Source organism: Acinetobacter johnsonii CIP 64.6, assembly GCF_000368045.1.
Lineage (GTDB): Bacteria > Pseudomonadota > Gammaproteobacteria > Pseudomonadales > Moraxellaceae > Acinetobacter > Acinetobacter johnsonii.
Genome location: NZ_KB849236.1, coordinates 185,526 through 203,459, shown reverse-complemented (window position 1 = coordinate 203,459; position 17,934 = coordinate 185,526). Strand labels below are relative to the sequence as shown.

The 17,934-nt window shown below is 41.9% G+C and carries 16 protein-coding genes and 1 pseudogene; 1 reads left to right on the top strand and 16 read right to left on the bottom strand.

Translation table 11 applies throughout. The annotated features are described in order from the left end of the window. Positions 1-39: 39 nt before the first annotated feature. The 5 genes and pseudogenes from F986_RS11965 to F986_RS11945 all read right to left on the bottom strand — a co-directional run bounded on the left by F986_RS11965 (position 40) and on the right by F986_RS11945 (position 4,865). Entirely contained in the window at positions 40-816 is a 777-nt protein-coding gene (locus tag F986_RS11965; RefSeq protein WP_004695415.1) for a hypothetical protein, read from the bottom strand. Positions 817-982: 166 nt separating this feature from the next. Beyond that, positions 983-1,243, bottom strand: a pseudogene (locus F986_RS11960) (endonuclease domain-containing protein); the annotation flags it as partial. 407 nt (positions 1,244-1,650) lie between these two features. Then, positions 1,651-2,841 carry a hypothetical protein gene (locus tag F986_RS11955; RefSeq protein ID WP_004695414.1) on the bottom strand — a complete coding sequence of 397 codons (1,191 nt, stop codon included), beginning with the start codon at positions 2,839-2,841 and terminating at the stop codon, positions 1,651-1,653. 88 nt (positions 2,842-2,929) lie between these two features. Continuing rightward, the gene (locus F986_RS11950) at positions 2,930-3,952 is read right to left on the bottom strand and encodes a hypothetical protein (RefSeq protein ID WP_004695412.1); all 1,023 of its coding nucleotides are present in this window, start codon (positions 3,950-3,952) and stop codon (positions 2,930-2,932) included. A gap of 151 nt (positions 3,953-4,103) precedes the next feature. Next, positions 4,104-4,865 (bottom strand): ferredoxin--NADP reductase, encoded by a 762-nt coding sequence (locus F986_RS11945; RefSeq protein ID WP_004695409.1) that lies wholly within the window; start codon positions 4,863-4,865, stop codon positions 4,104-4,106. A gap of 85 nt (positions 4,866-4,950) precedes the next feature. Between F986_RS11945 and gigC the strand changes: the two genes are divergently transcribed. Then, on the top strand, positions 4,951-5,829 hold the full coding sequence (gene gigC / locus F986_RS11940) for a LysR family transcriptional regulator GigC (protein ID WP_004695408.1): 879 nt from the start codon (positions 4,951-4,953) through the stop codon (positions 5,827-5,829). A 30-nt stretch (positions 5,830-5,859) separates the two neighbouring features. Here the strand turns inward: gigC and F986_RS11935 are convergent, their stop codons facing one another. From F986_RS11935 to nuoG, 11 genes are all read right to left on the bottom strand, one after another. Beyond that, positions 5,860-6,591, bottom strand: a complete 732-nt coding sequence (locus tag F986_RS11935; protein WP_004695405.1) for a cold shock domain-containing protein — start codon at positions 6,589-6,591, stop codon at positions 5,860-5,862. Positions 6,592-6,712: 121 nt separating this feature from the next. After that, positions 6,713-7,006 (bottom strand): cold shock domain-containing protein, encoded by a 294-nt coding sequence (locus F986_RS11930; protein ID WP_004695403.1) that lies wholly within the window; start codon positions 7,004-7,006, stop codon positions 6,713-6,715. Positions 7,007-7,087: 81 nt separating this feature from the next. Beyond that, entirely contained in the window at positions 7,088-7,723 is a 636-nt protein-coding gene (upp, locus tag F986_RS11925; protein WP_004695401.1) for a uracil phosphoribosyltransferase, read from the bottom strand. A 122-nt stretch (positions 7,724-7,845) separates the two neighbouring features. Further along, complete coding sequence (gene nuoN / locus F986_RS11920) at positions 7,846-9,342, bottom strand: NADH-quinone oxidoreductase subunit NuoN (RefSeq protein ID WP_004695399.1); 1,497 nt, start codon at positions 9,340-9,342, stop codon at positions 7,846-7,848. Positions 9,343-9,345: 3 nt separating this feature from the next. Beyond that, entirely contained in the window at positions 9,346-10,953 is a 1,608-nt protein-coding gene (gene nuoM / locus F986_RS11915; RefSeq protein WP_026056419.1) for an NADH-quinone oxidoreductase subunit M, read from the bottom strand. A 7-nt stretch (positions 10,954-10,960) separates the two neighbouring features. Then, positions 10,961-12,850: an NADH-quinone oxidoreductase subunit L gene (gene nuoL / locus F986_RS11910; RefSeq protein WP_004695396.1), complete on the bottom strand. Its 1,890-nt coding sequence runs from the start codon at positions 12,848-12,850 to the stop codon at positions 10,961-10,963. Beyond that, positions 12,847-13,155: an NADH-quinone oxidoreductase subunit NuoK gene (nuoK, locus tag F986_RS11905; protein ID WP_004695395.1), complete on the bottom strand. Its 309-nt coding sequence runs from the start codon at positions 13,153-13,155 to the stop codon at positions 12,847-12,849. The genes nuoL and nuoK overlap by 4 nt, the downstream gene beginning before the upstream one ends. After that, entirely contained in the window at positions 13,155-13,673 is a 519-nt protein-coding gene (gene nuoJ / locus F986_RS11900; RefSeq protein ID WP_171056751.1) for an NADH-quinone oxidoreductase subunit J, read from the bottom strand. The genes nuoK and nuoJ overlap by 1 nt, the downstream gene beginning before the upstream one ends. Next, positions 13,673-14,215 carry an NADH-quinone oxidoreductase subunit NuoI gene (gene nuoI / locus F986_RS11895; RefSeq protein ID WP_004651038.1) on the bottom strand — a complete coding sequence of 181 codons (543 nt, stop codon included), beginning with the start codon at positions 14,213-14,215 and terminating at the stop codon, positions 13,673-13,675. The genes nuoJ and nuoI overlap by 1 nt, the downstream gene beginning before the upstream one ends. A 16-nt stretch (positions 14,216-14,231) precedes the next feature. Continuing rightward, positions 14,232-15,239: an NADH-quinone oxidoreductase subunit NuoH gene (gene nuoH / locus F986_RS11890; RefSeq protein ID WP_004695391.1), complete on the bottom strand. Its 1,008-nt coding sequence runs from the start codon at positions 15,237-15,239 to the stop codon at positions 14,232-14,234. Between the two features lie 3 nt (positions 15,240-15,242). Continuing rightward, positions 15,243-17,924, bottom strand: a complete 2,682-nt coding sequence (gene nuoG / locus F986_RS11885; RefSeq protein ID WP_004695388.1) for an NADH-quinone oxidoreductase subunit NuoG — start codon at positions 17,922-17,924, stop codon at positions 15,243-15,245. Between the last annotated feature and the right edge of the window lie 10 nt (positions 17,925-17,934).

Here is a 17,934-nt window from a genome sequence, read left to right as displayed (position 1 = left end):
TGTATAAAGGGCTGATTATTCAGCCCTTTATTTTTAGAATCAAACTAATCTATATCCCCAAGAGTATCCAATTATCTTATCCAAAAAAAGACTATCATCATCAGATAAGTTATGTTTGCTGCCAAATTTATTTTTAAATTCTTGTAAAAATTCTTGGGTGACTCCCATAAAATATTCTGGTACTTCGTAATGAGATATATTTTTTAATAAATCATTTTCACCATATAGTTCGTCTAAAAGTTTTTTTGCATCTTTCAGCATTTCTTGTTGTTTGAAAAATGCTAAATTATTTTCATCAATGAAATCAGGATTCGTCTCTACCAATGTAGTACCGTGAGCTAAAATATTTCTTAAGCGGAATAATATTTTTATTTTCTTAAATAGTGCTTTATCAATTTCAGTATCGAAATGAAATTTTAGGTAACTAAAGTAATACTTAAATACATTCTCAATCCCGCCATCATTTTCAACACGAATTAAAAAGTTATCTAAAATATTTTCATAAGGACTTTTAGTATCTTGACCTTTCTTAGATTTCTCTTCTACATGTTTATTAATCACAGCTCTTAAATTCTGTGACAAAATAAATCTAAGAATGCCTTCAATTATTGCAGCATTTAAAGATAACAATGGGAAATTATATACATAATTATCAATTCTTCTAGAATCACGAAAGAATGTATCCACGCTCATTCCAAATGTTTTTGCTAACTCTTCTTTTGATTCCGTTGGTGCATTTTTTCTTTTATGAAGCAATGCTAATTCTTCGTAGCTTCTAAGTAAAACTTGATTAGTAGCTAAATTATAATAAGACATTTTTTCCCCTAATAAGACATTAACAATAGACTTCTTGCGTTAGTCAAATTTTAAGTAGCCGAAAGCTATATTTTATGAGGTTTTAGCCAATTCAAAAAATAGATAAAACTATACTTTCGCAAGAGGTCTAATCAATTAATTATATCAATAAATCTATTTTATATTATTAAACCTTAGTTATTAAATTAAATAGTTTTAATCTAGAACATATCTGCCACAAATCCTCCAAAACTCTATCCGTCAAGCCCCAACACATCAGAATTCCAGTACCGCACGGCAGTTAAGCCCAAAGCCTCTAAAAAAACTTGGTTCGTTCAACATCATATGCCATGAGATCATTAGTTCCATGCTGACTGCCATCCAACTCAATGATCAAGCCAATTTCATGACAGTAAAAATCCACAATATACGGTGCAATCACATACTGTCCGCAAGGAGGTGAGGGAAAATCAAAGTACCCCATGTTCCAACAACATCTCCACCCCACTCAGCTTTTTCATATACACATGCTCAGCTTTTACTTTTTTTGTTTATTTATCAGAGATATGCAAAGCCATCTACGCCACCAAAGCAATCAAGTCATTAAAGATGGAAAATACGCTAATCGATCAAAAGCGTAAAGTCTTTCCAACGGAGATGCTGTGCGTAACGTGATTTATCTAGCAATTGTGATGCAGCGTCTAAAAAGTGAAATACGCTTATCTTGCGCTGCTGTGCAGCTCATGGCGTTTAGCCATGAGCCGCGTTATTATTGAATTTGTTGACCGCCCCTAAGCAATCACCTTTAATTGATGAAAATCAATTACACAAAATTATTTACAGGCTCAACCCACTTTAAAAATTAAATGACCAGCCGAATGCTCTATTTTTAAGTAAGTTTTTTAAACAATCAAAATCCTTATAACTATTTAAACACTGTTCATCTTGCAATAGCTTTCTTCGAATTTCTGTCAAATCATATTGGTACTTCTTAGCCAAATCAGCAGGTTTAAAAGTCTGTTTATAAAAACCAGAGCTTTCCCAATCAAATGAGTAAATAATGTGATCTAACTCAATTTGCAATTGTTCAATTTGATCTTCTAGCAATAGATTATAAGATTTCAAATGTTCATTTGCGATTTTAACTGCTTGTTTTTGATCACCTTGTTCTGTATAAGCACGTAACTTTAACAGCGTAAGTAAATCTTTTTCTTCAAGTGCAGTATTTGCTTGCTGCAAAAGCTCAGTTTTCTCTATACGTTTTTGCTCATCTCTTTCGCGGTCAGGATGGATCACAGAGGCAATTTTTAAATAAATGCTTTTTAATGACTGCCCTGCCATTTTTTTTGCATCTTCAAGTTGCATTTGCTTCTTTAAAATTTTCTTTTTTTCTTTTTCTGCAAACTTTTGATATGCCTCACGTTCATGATCATTAAGTTGATTTTGAATGAAATCAGCTTCCTCTCGATCAAATTTTTCTTTTACTTTTTGCATAAACTCTTCAAGATTTTCGAGATCAAAATCAAAGTCAATCCAGTCCTCAGACACACCCAATTGATCTGCAAGAATTTCTTTCATCACTTGTTTTTGCATCATTTCATCAACATCATGCTCTGAATGAAAATCATCCTCTGTATCATCTACTTGTGATGTAGGCAAATGATCATGGTCTTCTAAAATTTTGTAAAATTGAGCAATGACGATGGTCAATTTATGTTGTTCTTCAGACAGATTGGGATTATTTAAAAGTTGACTCACTAAAATTGAGATTTTTTTATCTAAACGCTCTAAATGGGTTTTAGCAAATTTATGCGATTGTTTATATTGCCAAAGTACCTCTAGTTGACTAAATAAAACTTGGTGCCATTGGGCATATAATGGCAAGAGTTCAAAACTTGCATCCTCCTGTACTTTTTGTTGTGCTTGTTGCCACTCAACCAAAGAGAGTTGTAATTTCTCAATTTTTTGAATCTGACGATTAAACTTTTTTTGTTGTGGGGATAAATTTTCAGTTTCTTGATACAAACTTAAATCTAAAATGCTCATGACTTTATTTCAATACAAATGCGATTTGACTCAATATTTTAACAGAAAGCATGCCTACGACTATTTGTTTAAAAAGTAAAATCTTATCTCATAGAACCCCATGCTCCATCAAGATCTTCATCCCACTCACCTTTTTCATATGCTTTAAACGTTCCTTTTCCCACTTCAACTGCTGTTTTAACTCGGTAGCATCCTGATCTATGACCTTATACACATCACTCATTTTGAGCTGTTTGGTATTGATATGACTACTCAAGTGAAAAGACGCAAAGATCTCATCTAATTGACCTTGTAAACTCTGACTCTGCGCTTCCAAAGCCAACTGATAAAACTTCACTTGCTCCGAGCTTAAAGCTTTTGAGCTTAGGCTTTTATTGATCTCTAGCTGTAACTGAAGCTTCAATAAATAAAATAAATCCTGCGCTGCATAAGCTTCATTGACCTTCTGCAAAAGTTCGGTCTTCTTCAACTTCTTCACTTCATCAGGCTCACGGTCAGGATGAATCATCGCAGTAATTTTTAAATATACGGTTTTCAACGACTGCCCTGTCATTTTGGCGGCTTGCTCACGCTTTTCTTGTTGTTTTAACAGCTTGGCACGTTCTCGTTCTGCTTCATACTGGGCAGAATTATGTTCATAATTTTCCCAGTCCAGATCCACGTTTTGTTCTACCGTTTCAGTATCCTCATGAATTTGTATTGAGTTTGCTTTGGCTTTCTTCGCGCGTATATACTCTGCATGCTGCATATAGAAAGTATCAATTTTCTCTACTTGCTCTTTCTGCGCTGAAGTTAGCATTTGTGATTTTTTTAGCATCTTGGCTAAAGCGGCTATTTTGGTGTCAATCTGCGCCAGATCAACTTTGCTAAAGCCATCGCTGGCTAAGTGATTCCACAGGGTTTCGAGCTGTACAAATAACACCGTATGTAACTCTCTATAAACAGGTAAAAGCTTGCTACGTGTATAGTTTTGAATGTCGGCTTGCGCATTTTTCCATGTCGCCAGTTCTTGTTTTTGTTGTTCAATCTGATCAATTAAGCGATTTAATTTTTTCTGCTGCGGACTGAGTTGAACCTCTGGCTGAGCCGTCATTTTTAACGCTGAAGACATAACCCATCCAACCCAGTACAAAAAAGAAATTATAGCGCGATCTGAGTGCACAAGCAGTGATCTCTCTTTAAACCAAGTTTAAATCTGAGTGATTCAAATTTTAAATAAAAAAGCCCATCATTCGATGAGCATTTTATTGAGTGAAATAGCTTTACCAATAGTTTTCGACCGCGATATTTCCTTCACCACGGCGGTTCATGGTCAGGCCACGTGCTTTCAGGGCTTCTTTAGTGTCTTCGACCATTTGCGGGTTACCACACAGCATCACATGGCTGGTTTCAGGGTTCAGACTCAAACCAACTGCTTTTTCAAGCTCACCACTTTCAATCAGTATAGGTAAGCGGTCATGTAGTGGCGCATGCGGATCACGGGTAATAATGGGCACAAACTTAAAGCCCGTATGCCCTTCACCAAATGTCTCTGCAATTTCTTGAATGCGTGTTGCATAGGCCAGTTCAGAGGCTGTACGTACACTATAAACCAGTGTAATGCTCTCGTATTTCGACCACGTCTCAAAGTCTTGTAACATTGAAATAAAAGGTGCCAACCCTGTCCCTGTGCCCAGTAACCATAAGTCTTTTGGTAACGGCAGTTGATAACGTGCCAAAGTCAAAAAGCCGTACGGGATCTTTTCAAGGTAGATCTCATCATCGACTTTTAAATGTTGTAAATTTGAGGTAAATGCACCGTCAGGCACCACAATCGAGAAAAACTCTAAAGTTTCATCAAAGGGAGAGGACACCACCGAATACGCTCGAACCACTAATTCATCACTCACTTTGATGCCAATACGGGCAAATTGTCCTGCAGTAAACTTAAAATGTGCAGGTCGCGTCATGGTGAAGCTAAAAAGTGTATTGGTCCAACGGTGTACGGATAAAACCTTTTCTAGGCTAAATTTTTCAATTGACATGATTTCAGCGTGGCATCAAAGACGTTGCTCATGTTAGCATGACCACATAATTTGTTAATATTTTTTAAATGTTAAGGCTATATTCATGCGCATGACTTTACGCCAGTTGGCGGTTTTTGTAGCAGTTGCTCAAGAAGGCACAGTAACCAAAGCCAGTGATGCGGTTCGACTCACCCAGAGTGCTGCGAGTATGGCTTTAGCAGATCTAGAAGACGGTTTGGGGGCTCCTCTGTTTGACCGTCTAGGTAAGCGTCTTCAGCTCAATGATCTGGGTCGTTTCCTGCTGCCACAAGCTTTAGAAATTTTGGGTCGCTGTGATGCTTTCGAGCAAGCCGCTAAAGGTGAGTTACAAAGCATTGATTTACGTTTGGGTGCAACCCTGACCATCAGTGACTACCTCATGCCTGACCTGATGGCTGACTTTTTACAAATTCAGCCTCAGGCTCATTTACAGCTGCAAGTTGGCAACACTCGCCAAATGATTGAGGCGGTGAATCAGTTCCAACTAGATTTGGCGCTGATTGAAGGCTCTTGTCACTTGCCACAGCTCCAGTGCATTCACTGGCGTGACGATGAATTAGCGGTCTGCTGTGCACCAGAACATCCTTTGGCACAGTTAAATCGTACATTAACGCCTGAAGACTTTAAATCGGTCGAGTGGATCTTGCGTGAAGAAGGTTCAGGTACGCGTGAAGTGTTTGATAACGCTATTTTAAAAGACTTGCCTGATGCCAATATCCGTCTGACCTTGGGTCATAATGAAGCGATTTTAAAAATCGTGGCGGGTGGTTTAGGGATGTCATGTATTTCAAAACTGGCAACGGAGCCTTTGCGCGAAAAAGGTCAGTTAGTGGTGCTTGATACGCCGTTCTGGTCTTTAACGCGTCCACTGTTCATGTTGGTACATCGTCAAAAATACCAAGGCCCAGGACTCAAAGCCTTTATGAAGTTTTGCGAAAAATAAGTAAGCAAAAAGCACCCGAGGGTGCTTTTTTTATTTCCCAAATTGGCGCTCACATGGCTCACCATCATTATTCCCATCCATTTGGGTATTTGGACAGTTCCTTAAAAAATAAAGCGCTTCCTCATAGGAACGCATTTGGGAGCAATGGGTTCGTCCATCGCATTTAAACTGCCCTGTGCTGACAGGTAAACGACCATTTTGTTTATCAATACTTTCAGTCACACGTTCAGAACGGGGTTGATTGGTCTGGTGTAGACCTGCATCTAAATTACGCTTCCCTTGCTCAGAAAGGATTTGATCGGGTAACTTTCCTAGAGCTTTACGCTGTTCTTCTACAATCTGTTGTTGCTCGAGCATCAACTGTTCAGCTTTACGCTGTTTTTCTGCACTATAACTTTGATATTTCCCATAGGTCAAAAAGCCCAATACCGCGACGATAATGATCCCAATCACGGTGATAAGGGTACTTTTATGACCTGCCTCATGGTAACGTGGTGAGGCTTGGGTACGTGCTTTTTTCTTATTTGATGATGTCGTGGCTTTGCTTTCTGAGGACAGACCAAGCCTCTGGATATTACCAGCCTTAAACTTGCCTTGGTCTTCTACAATCATAAACTGAAGTGCTTCACCAATTTTGGGTTCAATGTTGTTCTGTGGCAAATCTTTGATATGAAAAAACACATCATCAATATCCCCTTCCACCGCAATGAAACCAAAACCACGTGGGGTACTAAAGCTTTTGATTTTTCCTTTCAGAAACATAATCTGCTCTATTCAACTGTATTTTTCGTATTGTAATCAATAAAAAAGAGGCTAAAAAGCCTCTTTGCTTCAAAATGCAAAGATTAATCTTTGCACGATTGAACTCTGAATCAACACTGACTTAGCGTCTAAAATTAGACAATAAATCCGTGGTAATCGATTTATTATGGCTTGAGACTTTCGATTTCTTGGCTTTGGCAGAGTTGTCTTCAACCCGCTCAATTTTAATTGCTTTATAGCGATCGCCATTTTCAACCACATTAAACTTCACGCGTTCATTGCGTTTCGGCTCACCTGAGTCTGCAGGAAAATCCGAGATATGAAAAAATACTTCGCCTTCAGGTGAGGAAATAAAGCCAAAACCTTTGTCAGCGTTATATTGCTTAACTTTTCCTTGATATTGCTCGGCCTTCATAAACAGATCCTAATATGTACACGCTTTGTTGTAGTATATAAAAAAGAGGCTATAAAAGCCTCTTTTTGCTGGGGCTCAATCTTAATCTTTTTGAACTGAACCAAAGATTTTGTCGCCCGCATCGCCTAGACCCGGCACGATATAACCATTGGCATTTAAGCCTTGGTCAATTGAAGCCGTGAAAATAGTGACATCTGGGTGCGCATCCAAAACACGTTTAATACCTTCAGGCGCCGCAACCAACACCATCACACGGATGTCTTTACAGCCACTTGCTTTCAATACATTAATTGCAGCAACCAATGAAGAACCCGTTGCAAGCATTGGGTCGATAATCATCGCTAAACGGTTTTGTACATCTGGAACTAATTTTTTGTAATAAGTACGTGCTTCAAGCGTTTCTTCATCACGCTCTAAACCCAGTACAGACACTTTGGCACTTGGGATCAGGTTTAAAAAACCATCCAACATGCCAATACCCGCACGTAAAATTGGCACAACGGTGATTTTTTTACCCACAATGCGGTCTACCGTTACTTTACCATTCCAACCATCAATTTCATGGTCGCAAACAGGTAAATCTTTGGTCGCTTCATAGGTCAACAGCATGGTCACTTCCTGAGCCAGCTCACGGAAGTTTTTAGTGCTGATATCTGCACGACGAAGAAGACCAAGCTTATGACGAATGAGTGGATGACGAATTTCATGGATAGCCACGGGAGAGCACCTAAAAGGTAAAATAAAATTCCTTACATTATAAAGCTTTTTATCGTGCGATAAAAACAAAAAAGCCCCCAATTGATGGAGGCTTTTTTGTTAAAACGAAACGTTTTTAAAAATTAGTGCTGTTGAGAAAGCATAAAGTGGATTGGAGATAGAATCTCTGACTGGAGTGCTAACTTGATAATTGGATCTGGATAGATACCAATCACAAGCACTGCTGCCGCAGCTAAAAGCACCATAATACCACCCACTTTTTGGCCCCAATGATCCACAGCGTCTACACGCGGTGCATCTGGTGGTGTCATGTACATAACAACCATCACACGGAGGTAGTAGTACAGACCAATACCAGAACCAACGATGATCATCGCAGCAAGGAACCAATGCTGAGTCGTTACAGCAGCCATGACCACAAGGAACTTACCAATGAAGCCCGCTGTCAATGGAATACCAGCAAGCGATAGCATCATCACGGTTAATACGGCAGTCAACACTGGACGACGCCAGAATAGACCACGGTAGTCCGCTAGACTTTCTGCTTCGTCTACGTTGTTGTATGGACTAGACATCAATGCAACCGCACCGAACGCACCAATCGTAGTTAACACATAAGTGATCACATAGACCGATACGTTACCAAGGCTTGCATAAGTCATGCTGATTAAACCAATCAACAAGTAACCAAAGTGCGCAATTGAAGAGTATGCCAAGATACGTTTCAAGTTCACTTGTTTCACTGCAAGGAAGTTACCCACCAAGATCGATAACACCGCAATCACGGTTAAGATCGTCACGATTGAGTCAACAAGAATCGCACCTGAAGTAAGGATGTAACGTACAAACAGACCAATCGTCGCTACTTTTGCAGCTGTAGCAAGGAATGTTGCGATCGGAGTCGGTGCACCTGCATAAACGTCTGGCGTCCATTTGTGGAATGGCGCTAAAGACAGTTTGAATGCCACAGCAAAAACAATCAGGCCTAAACCTAAAAGTACCATTGGCTGTTGGATGTTTTGCATTAACGCTTGAACATTGTCATAGAACGACATTGAACCTGTGTACGCGTAAATGTAAGCCATACCCATCAACAACATTGCCGAAGCTGTTGCTGAAAGCACCAAGTACTTCACACCCGCTTCTAAAGACTTAGAGCGTTGGTATGTATAGGCCAATAAGCCATATACAGGAATCGACATTAACTCAAGGCTAATGAAGAACGATGCATAGTGAGAGCTTGCCACCATTAACATTGCACCAGTGACTGATGACAACATTAAGATATACAGTTCTTCACGGTTATCTTTATAGCTTTCAATATAGGCATGCGACAGAGTACAGCATGCCAAAGCAGCAATTAGAATAATTACTTGGTACAGCAAGGTGAACGCATCCACCATGAACATACCCATCACGTTCGCTGGTTTAAAAGCACCACCGAACATTGTGAATAGTACATATGCTGCTGCAAGGTTTAAGCCCACCACTGATGCTGTCGCAATTAAGTTATGGTTACGCTTAATTGCAGTAAGAATCATCACGACAATCGTTGTTAAAGCAACGATCATCACAGGAGTTAAAGGCATAAGCTCAGAAAATGACATTGTGAAGTTCATGACTTATTGCATCTCCACATTTTCGAGTTGAACAGTTGCTTGACTCGCAACGTCAACTACTTCTTGTACAGGAATGTAGCTGTTCGCTAACCACGCCATGCTTGAATTTGAAATATCAAGGAAGCTTTGTGGGTACAGACCAAGCCATAACAGACCGAAAGCACAGATTAACAAGATCACTACTTCACGCGCATTTAAGTCTTTCAATGGGTTCTTGTAATGCTGTTGTTGTTCTTCATTTGGCGTACCAAACAATGCTTTGTGGATCAGAATCAAGCCATAAAGACCTGCAAATACTAAGCTTACAGCTGCAAGAATAGTAAACACTGGGAATTTTGCATAAGAACCCATCAAGATCAGGAACTCACCAATGAAGTTACCTAGACCCGGAATACCCACAAGCGCCGCCACGAAGAACATGAGGAAGAATGCAAGATATGGGAATTGACCACGCATACCGCCCATCAAACGCATATCGCGTGTATGAACACGCTCATACACTTGACCACACATAATGAATAATGCAGCAGATGACAAGCCATGTGCCAACATCATGATCATCAAACCTTGGAAGGTTAAAATGTTACCTGCGTAAATCGCAAGTAAAACAAAGCCCATGTGTGAAATTGACGTGTACGCCAGTAAGCGTTTCATATCGGTTTGCTGGAAAGCACACCAAGCACCGTAGAAGATACCGATTAAACCGAAAATGATCGCGATGTCTGCAAACTGTGCAGAAGCCGCTGGGAAGAATGGAATCACAAAACGAAGTAAACCGTATGCAGCTGTCTTAATCAAAATACCTGCAAGGTCAACCGAACCCGCTGTAGGCGCTTGTGCATGCGCATCTGGTAACCAGCCGTGTAATGGGAAAACTGGAAGTTTTACCGCAAAACCGACGAATAAACACAGCATAAATGTATAAGCAACAGTAGGTAATTCTTTATCTAAAGTATTGGCTACAGCTAATAAGTAGTTGTAATCGAAACCGATCATACCTGTCATCATGTAACCGTAAACCACGAGGCCTAGGATACCGATCAACATAATAAGACCAGCAACTTGCGTATAGATAAAGAATTTGGTTGCAGCGTAAACACGTGATTTACCTTCCGCCCCTTTATGACCCCAAAGCGCAATCAAGAAGTAGATAGGTACAAGCATCATCTCCCAGAAGAAGAAGAACAAGAACATGTCAATCGCTAAGAATACACCGATCACACCACCTAAAGACCATAAAAGGTTTAAGTGGAAGAAACCAACATTCTTTTGAATTTCACCCCAAGAACAGCCGACAGCCAACACACCTAAAAGTGCCGTTAAGCCCACCATTAATAGAGATAGACCATCCACCGCTAAGTGGATGTTAATGCCTAAAGTTTGAATCCATGGCAACATGAATTCAGCAGACCACGATGGCACTTTCGCGCCAAGTTCGTAGTTAAATGTACCTGTCTGCCATAGCGCAACAGTTAAGCCCAAAGTAATGAGCATACCCACTAACGCGATATAACGCGGCAGTTTGTCGTCGAGTTTGTCGACTAACCAACAAATAAAACCAGCAATGAACGGAACTAAGATCAGCGCGGGTAGAATCCAGTTGTTTGTGATTTCCATCTTATTTCCCCACGATCTGAGTTACGATCAAGACCATTAGCAATACAAAGATACCTAATGCCATGCTTGATGCGTAATCACGCAATGAACCCGTTTGACGTGAACTTGTGAAGCTATGACCACCTTTTACAAGTGCAGGCAAGACTAACCACAAACGATCAATTGGATCACGACCTAAAATCTTCGCAATAAGCAAATATGGTTTCACAAAAACGATGTCATAAAGCGCATCGAAGCCCAGTGCATTACGGCAAATGTTTGCAAGACCTGCACCCAATGACGTTTTAGCAAAGCCTTTCACTGCGCTATAAGCAAACGCAAACAAGACCACACCAATCACTAAACCAACCAATGCAATACCCACAGCGGTATATTCTGCGCTGTGCATACCATGTTCTAAAGCTTCAGGAATCACAAATGCTGGAATTTTTGCTGCATTTAAAATGCTTTCCACTGGTGCTTTAAGTGCCGCACCGACGAAAGTTGAAAGTACAGCAAGAATCGCCAAAGGACCCCAGAAGGTAATGCCTTTGATCGCATGATACGGTGTATTTTCTTTACCAAAGAACACAACCCAAATGAGACGGAATGTGTAAATCGACGTTAAGAAAGCACCTGCTACACCCACCCAGTACAATGAGTTATACACTGCGATTGATTCGCCTTGCACCCAAACTGCACCCAAGATCGCGTCTTTAGAGAAGAAGCCTACGGTGATGTATGGAATCGCGGCCAATGCACCGCCACCAATAGCGAAACAAGCAAATAGGAATTTGTTCTTGTAGAACAAACCGCCCATCTTGAAGATGTTTTGTTCGTGGTGGTAAGCCAAAATCACTGCACCCGAAGACAAGAACAATAATGCCTTGAAGAATGCGTGAGTTAGCATGTGGAACAGGCCTGCTTGATAAGCTTCAGCACCCACAGCCATAAACATATAACCCAGCTGACTCATCGTTGAGTAAGCCAAAATACGTTTGATGTCGGTTTGAACCAATGCTGCAAAACCAGCCACTAATAATGTTACTGCACCTGTGATTGAGATAAACATCATCACTTCTGGTGCCATTTCAAACACGGTGTGCATACGGCAGCACAGGTAAACACCTGCAGTTACCATCGTTGCAGCGTGGATCAATGCAGATACAGGTGTAGGACCTGCCATCGCATCGGCCAACCATGTTTGTAATGGGATCTGTGCAGATTTACCTGCTGCACCCAAGAACAACATGAGTGCTGTCCAAATGGTTAAAGATGAACTTTGTGTCATCACTGTTGGTGCAGCTGCAACCACTTCCGCAATGTTTAATGTACCGAACTGTTGGTAAATTAAGAACAAAGCGATCAGTAAGAACACATCACCGATACGTGTTACGGTAAATGCTTTAATTGCTGCAAAACCATTTGCAGGGTTTTGGTAGTAGTAACCAATCAGCAAGTAAGAACATAGGCCCACGCCTTCCCAACCTAAGAACAATAACGCTAAGTTATCGCCCAATACGAGCAGCAACATGCTAGCAACGAACAGGTTGAAATAAGAGAAGAAACGTGCAAAGTCTTCTTCACCACGCATGTACCATGACGCAAAGATGTGAATCAGGAAACCCACACCCGTCACCATACCCATCATGAGCAGTGATAAACCGTCAAGATGTAAGCTAATGCCTGGGCTTAGATTACCGACATTGAACCATGTCCAAAGATGTTGAACATAAGTCACTTTGCCATTATTAACAAAGTCTAGACCAGCGATCAAAGCAACCAATGCAGAAAGGCCAACCGCTCCCACACCAATAATGGCAGCGACATTTTCAGGAAGCTTGTTGCGACCTGCCGCTAAAAGGACAAAACCAATGAGCGGGAATAATACTGTTAAATATAAAAAACTCATCCGCGCATCTCACTAGCAGCATCCACATCCAAGTGATGGAAGCGATGGTAGAACTGAAGGACGATCGCAAGACCAATACAAGCCTCTGCCGCAGCAAGCGTTAAGATCAGAATAAACATGATTTGTCCGTCTGGTTGTACCCATGCACTACCAGCCAAAACAAACGCAAGCGCAGCTGCGTTCATCATGATTTCAAGGCTCATTAACATAAATAATAGATTGCGTCGCACCATCACACCGTAAAAACCCAGTGCAAAAAGAATGGTTGCAACAATCAAACCATGTTCTAAAGGGATGTTGCCCATTATTGTTTGTCCTCTTCTGCACCTGGTTCACGTTTGCCAAGATGGAATGCTGCAACCAACGCAGCAAGCAATAACATGGCAGCAACTTCAACCAATAATAAATAGTGAGTAAAGAGTGCTTGGCCAACGACTTTTGGACCCACAACTTCGGTACCCATAACAGGGCCAGCCGCTGTGTAGTCAGAGCCGAGCATCCACACCAACACCAAGCCCATTAAGAAGCTCATGAGTGCTGGATATGCCCAAGCAGACGATGTTAACCATTTACGCTCTTGTTCAACGGTGTGTTGACCAAGGTTTAACATCATCACTACGAATACGAATAACACCATGATCGCGCCTGCATAGACGATGATCTCAAGCGCGCCAGCAAATGGCGCACCCACGATCATAAACATACCTGCAACCGCAAGAAGTGACACGATCAAGCTTAATAAAGCGTGTACAGGATTCGCGTTGGTCACAACACGAATCGTAGAAACGATGGCCACAAGTGCCATCAAATAAAATGGCCACATCATGGTAATAAGCTCCGTACATCAACTGGTGCACTTTCACGCTGCGCTTGACCTTTGTCTTTTCCAGTTACAGCCATACCTGTTACACGGTAGAAGTTGTAGTCTGGGTATTTACCAGGACCTGAAATGAGTAAGTTTTCTTTCTCATAGACCAAGTCTTGACGAACATATTCACCCAACTCGAAATCTGGAGTCATTTGAATTGCAGTCGTCGGACATGCTTCTTCACACATACCGCAGAAAATACAGCGTGAGAAGTTGATACGGAAAAACTCCGGATACCAACGACCATCTTCTTTTTCTGCTTTTTGTAGTGAAATACAGCCAACAGGACATGCAACTGCACATAAGTTACACGCAACACAACGTTCTTCACCATCTGGGTCACGTGTTAACACGATACGACCACGAAAACGTGGTGGAACAATTTGTTCGGCTGGCACTTCTGGGTAAAGAATGGTGTCACGTTTACGTGTCACGTGTGAGAAAACCATCCACAGTGAACGTACGATTGACCCGAACCCAGCTAGAATTTTATACATTTTATTCTCCCTGCCCCTACCACAGAATCACTGCGCCAGTAACTAATAAGTTAACTAACGCTAATGGTAAGCAAATCTTCCAACCAAAGTTCATCACTTGGTCATAACGCGGACGCATAAGTGAACCACGAGCCAAGACAAACATCATCACAAAGAATGCTGTTTTGATAATGAACCAGAATACTGGTGGAATGAACGGAATATCGATGTTAAATGGCGCTAACCAACCACCGAAGAATAGCGTTACGATCAATGCAGAGATCAGAACTACGTTGACGTATTCCGCAACGAAGAACATCCCCCATTTCATACCGCCGTACTCGACGTGGTAACCTTCCGCCAATTCTTGTTCTGCTTCTGGTTGGTCAAATGGGTGACGGTGAGTTACCGCAACACCTGCAACCACGAAGATTAAGAAACCTAAGAACTGTGGAATTACAAACCATACATCTTTTTGTGCTTCTACAATTTCACGCATGTTGAATGAGCCTGCAATCGCAACCACACCCATCAATGAAATACCCAAGAACACTTCATAGGAAATGGTTTGAGCTGCAGAACGTAGACCGCCAAGCAATGCATATTTGTTGTTTGAGGACCAACCACCAAACAATACAGCATAGACTGCAATACCTGCCATTGCCATAAAGAACAATAGACCGATGCTCATGTCTGCAACACCTAAGTATGGTGATACAGGAATAACCATGAACGACATCACCGCTGTTGCCATGGCAACAGCAGGAGCTAAACGGAAAGTCAATTTGTCAGCAAACTTTGGTGTCCAGTCTTCTTTGAACATGATTTTCAGCATGTCGGCAACGATCTGGAACATCCCCCCAGGACCTACACGGTTCGGACCATAACGGTCTTGCCATAAGCCCAGTAAACGACGCTCAATAAAAGACATCAACGCAGCGATGAGTACTACAACGAGTAAAATCACAATCGCTTGAATGACTGAGTAGGCAATTGGCCAGTTCTCAGCCCAAAGCGGCGTTTGACGGATTAATTCTTGTTGCATGAATTACGCTCCTACCGCGACTGATACAGGCTCAGCAAGTGAAACCGTAGGTGCAAGACCAACTGGATAACCAATATAACCTGTAGGTAAATAATCAATCACTTGAACTGGAAGTACGATCGAAGTCTCGCCTGCTTTCACAGTGATTTTTTGACCATCTTGAACATTCAAACGAGTTGCATCTTGCTCACCCACTGCAAAGACCGCTTCAGGAATACGCGATTCCATCGCAGGTGTTTTCACAGTAAATTCACCAGAAGCAAAAATGTGATGCATCGGCACTAAACGGAAGCTTTCAGGGTTTGCAACCACAACCGCTGGAGCAACGAAACTACGTGCTGGACGCTTCGCTAAACGATCGAATAAACGCACACCCGAATCACCACCTTTTAAGTGACCACCCACGTTATCTTGGAATTTATTCCAAGCTTGCGGTGAGTTCCAACCTGCTGACCATGCAAATGGTACCAGTGGAGACGGCGTCTGGTTCCCAACATAACCTTCCATAGAGAATGTTAATGCAGAGTCGATATCTGTCGGTTGTTTCGGTTCATGCACGTTCAATGGTGCACGCATAGAGGTACGACCAGAGTAACGACGCGGTTCACGCGCAACTTTCAAACCATGGACACGGAAGCCCGCATCTGGAGCCACATCTTGAATCGCAGCAAGTGCAGGTACGTTTTTCGCAACTGACTCGATGACATCATCAAGTAAGGTCCAAGAAATCGCTTTGCCCTTCACGCCGGTTTCAATGGCATGTAACCAGCGCCAAGATTCTTTAATCGCCAGTTCAGGTTTGTAGTAGCTCGGGTCATACACTTGATAGAAACGTTGTGCACGGCCTTCTTGAGAGACAACCGTACCATCACCTTCAGCAAATGACGCAGCAGAAAGTACGATATCCGCTTTCTTCACAGTTTCAGTTTCAGAGTGATCTAAAACAATCACATCTTTACCAGAAAGTGCCGCTTCAACTTGTACCGCAGGCAAACGACGGAATAGATCATTTTCAACAATCACAACCGTGTCATAGTCTTGTGCAAAAGCTTGTTCTAAGCTTTGTCCACCGAAGATTGCTAAGCCCATAGAGTTCACTTCTGGAACAGTCAAGCTTAAGCCAGCATTTCCACCAAGATTTTGCGCGACTTGTGCAGCAGCTTCCATGATGGATGCATCTTGTAAACTTGTACCTGAAATGATCAATGGTTTCTTCGCCGCTTTCAGTGTATCTGCAATGTTCTGAGCAAATGCTTTCGCATCATCTGCCAGACCAAGAATTGCATCACCCTTCACAGCAGCAGCAACGGCAAAACCTAAACGAGCGATGTCGTTTGGAGAAGCAACCACTTCACCAGCAGCAACATCAGCTAAGCGTGTTTGCGTTGCAGCGAGGATGAAAATCGGTGATTTCGCATCTTGAGCAATACGTTGTAGCGGTTCTGCTAACCAGTCTTGGGTACGACGTTCCGCAGCCATTTCTTTGGCTTTGTTTTTCGCCGCTTGACGAACAGACAACGCCATACGTGGTGCAGTTTGCGTTAAGTCTTCACCCAAAATAAGCACAGCATCATAGCTTTCGATTTCACGCATACCCGGATTATATACACCTTCGGTTTGCATAATCGATGCAGCCAATTCAACCAAGTTTTGCTCTTTTTGAGACATACCTGTTGAATAGTTCTCTTGACCAACTAATTCGCGAAGCGCGAAGTTCGACTCAAGTGATGCACGTGGAGAACCAATACCCAAAACTTTTTTGACTTGGATATTTGCAATTACCGTATCTAATGCCTGATCTACAGAAACTGTAGTGACTTCAGCACCATCACGGAACTGCGGTTGACGTGGACGATCTGCACGGTTCACATAGCCCGTACCAAAACGACCTTTGTCACACAAGAAGTATTGGTTCACTTCACCGTTAAAACGGTTTTCGACACGACGAAGTTCGCCATAACGCTCACCCGGAGAGATATTACAACCCGAAGAACAGCCTTGGCATACGCTTGGCGCATACTGCATGTCCCACTTACGGTTATAACGTTCTGAGTGAGTTTTGTCGGTGAATACACCTGTAGGACATACTTCAGTCAAGTTACCTGAGAATTCAGACTCTAAAGTGCCTGACTCAGGACGACCAAAGTAAACGCGTGACGCGCTTGCATACACACCAAAGTCTGTACCACCCGCATAGTCGTTGTAGTAACGAACACAACGGTAACATGCGATACAACGGTTCATTTCGTGTGAAATGAATGAGCCCAGCTCTTGGTTGTAGTGTGTACGTTTAGTGAAACGGTAACGACGACGATCATGTTGAGTCATCACGGTCATATCTTGTAAATGACAGTGCCCACCTTCTTCACAGACTGGACAGTCGTGTGGGTGGTTCGTCATCAAGAACTCAACAATTGACGCACGGAAGTCTTTCGCTTCTTTGTCTTCAATCGAGATGTAGGTATTGTCAGATGCAGGCGTCATACATGACATGACTAAACGACCACGCGTATCTTCAGGATTCGCGTATTGAGTCACGGCACATTGACGGCAAGAACCGACAGAACCTAAGGATGGATGCCAACAAAAGTACGGGATATCAATACCCAAAGACAAACATGCTTGCAGCAAGTTCTCTGAGCCATTGACTTCGTACGATTTGCCATCGACATGAATTGTAGCCATAGTCGAATTC

Coding starts and splice junctions, on each gene's coding strand:
- F986_RS11955 (WP_004695414.1), bottom strand. CDS start 2,841: ATGAGCATTTTAGATTTAAGTTTGTATCAAGAAACTGAAAATTTATCC.
- F986_RS11935 (WP_004695405.1), bottom strand. CDS start 6,591: ATGTTTCTGAAAGGAAAAATCAAAAGCTTTAGTACCCCACGTGGTTTT.
- nuoL (WP_004695396.1), bottom strand. CDS start 12,850: ATGAGTTTTTTATATTTAACAGTATTATTCCCGCTCATTGGTTTTGTC.
- F986_RS11950 (WP_004695412.1), bottom strand. CDS start 3,952: ATGTCTTCAGCGTTAAAAATGACGGCTCAGCCAGAGGTTCAACTCAGT.
- F986_RS11965 (WP_004695415.1), bottom strand. CDS start 816: ATGTCTTATTATAATTTAGCTACTAATCAAGTTTTACTTAGAAGCTAC.
- nuoI (WP_004651038.1), bottom strand. CDS start 14,215: ATGTATAAAATTCTAGCTGGGTTCGGGTCAATCGTACGTTCACTGTGG.
- F986_RS11930 (WP_004695403.1), bottom strand. CDS start 7,006: ATGAAGGCCGAGCAATATCAAGGAAAAGTTAAGCAATATAACGCTGAC.
- gigC (WP_004695408.1), top strand. CDS start 4,951: ATGCGCATGACTTTACGCCAGTTGGCGGTTTTTGTAGCAGTTGCTCAA.
- nuoN (WP_004695399.1), bottom strand. CDS start 9,342: ATGAACTTCACAATGTCATTTTCTGAGCTTATGCCTTTAACTCCTGTG.
- nuoG (WP_004695388.1), bottom strand. CDS start 17,924: ATGGCTACAATTCATGTCGATGGCAAATCGTACGAAGTCAATGGCTCA.
- nuoJ (WP_171056751.1), bottom strand. CDS start 13,673: ATGTGGCCATTTTATTTGATGGCACTTGTGGCCATCGTTTCTACGATT.
- nuoH (WP_004695391.1), bottom strand. CDS start 15,239: ATGCAACAAGAATTAATCCGTCAAACGCCGCTTTGGGCTGAGAACTGG.
- nuoK (WP_004695395.1), bottom strand. CDS start 13,155: ATGGGCAACATCCCTTTAGAACATGGTTTGATTGTTGCAACCATTCTT.
- F986_RS11945 (WP_004695409.1), bottom strand. CDS start 4,865: ATGTCAATTGAAAAATTTAGCCTAGAAAAGGTTTTATCCGTACACCGT.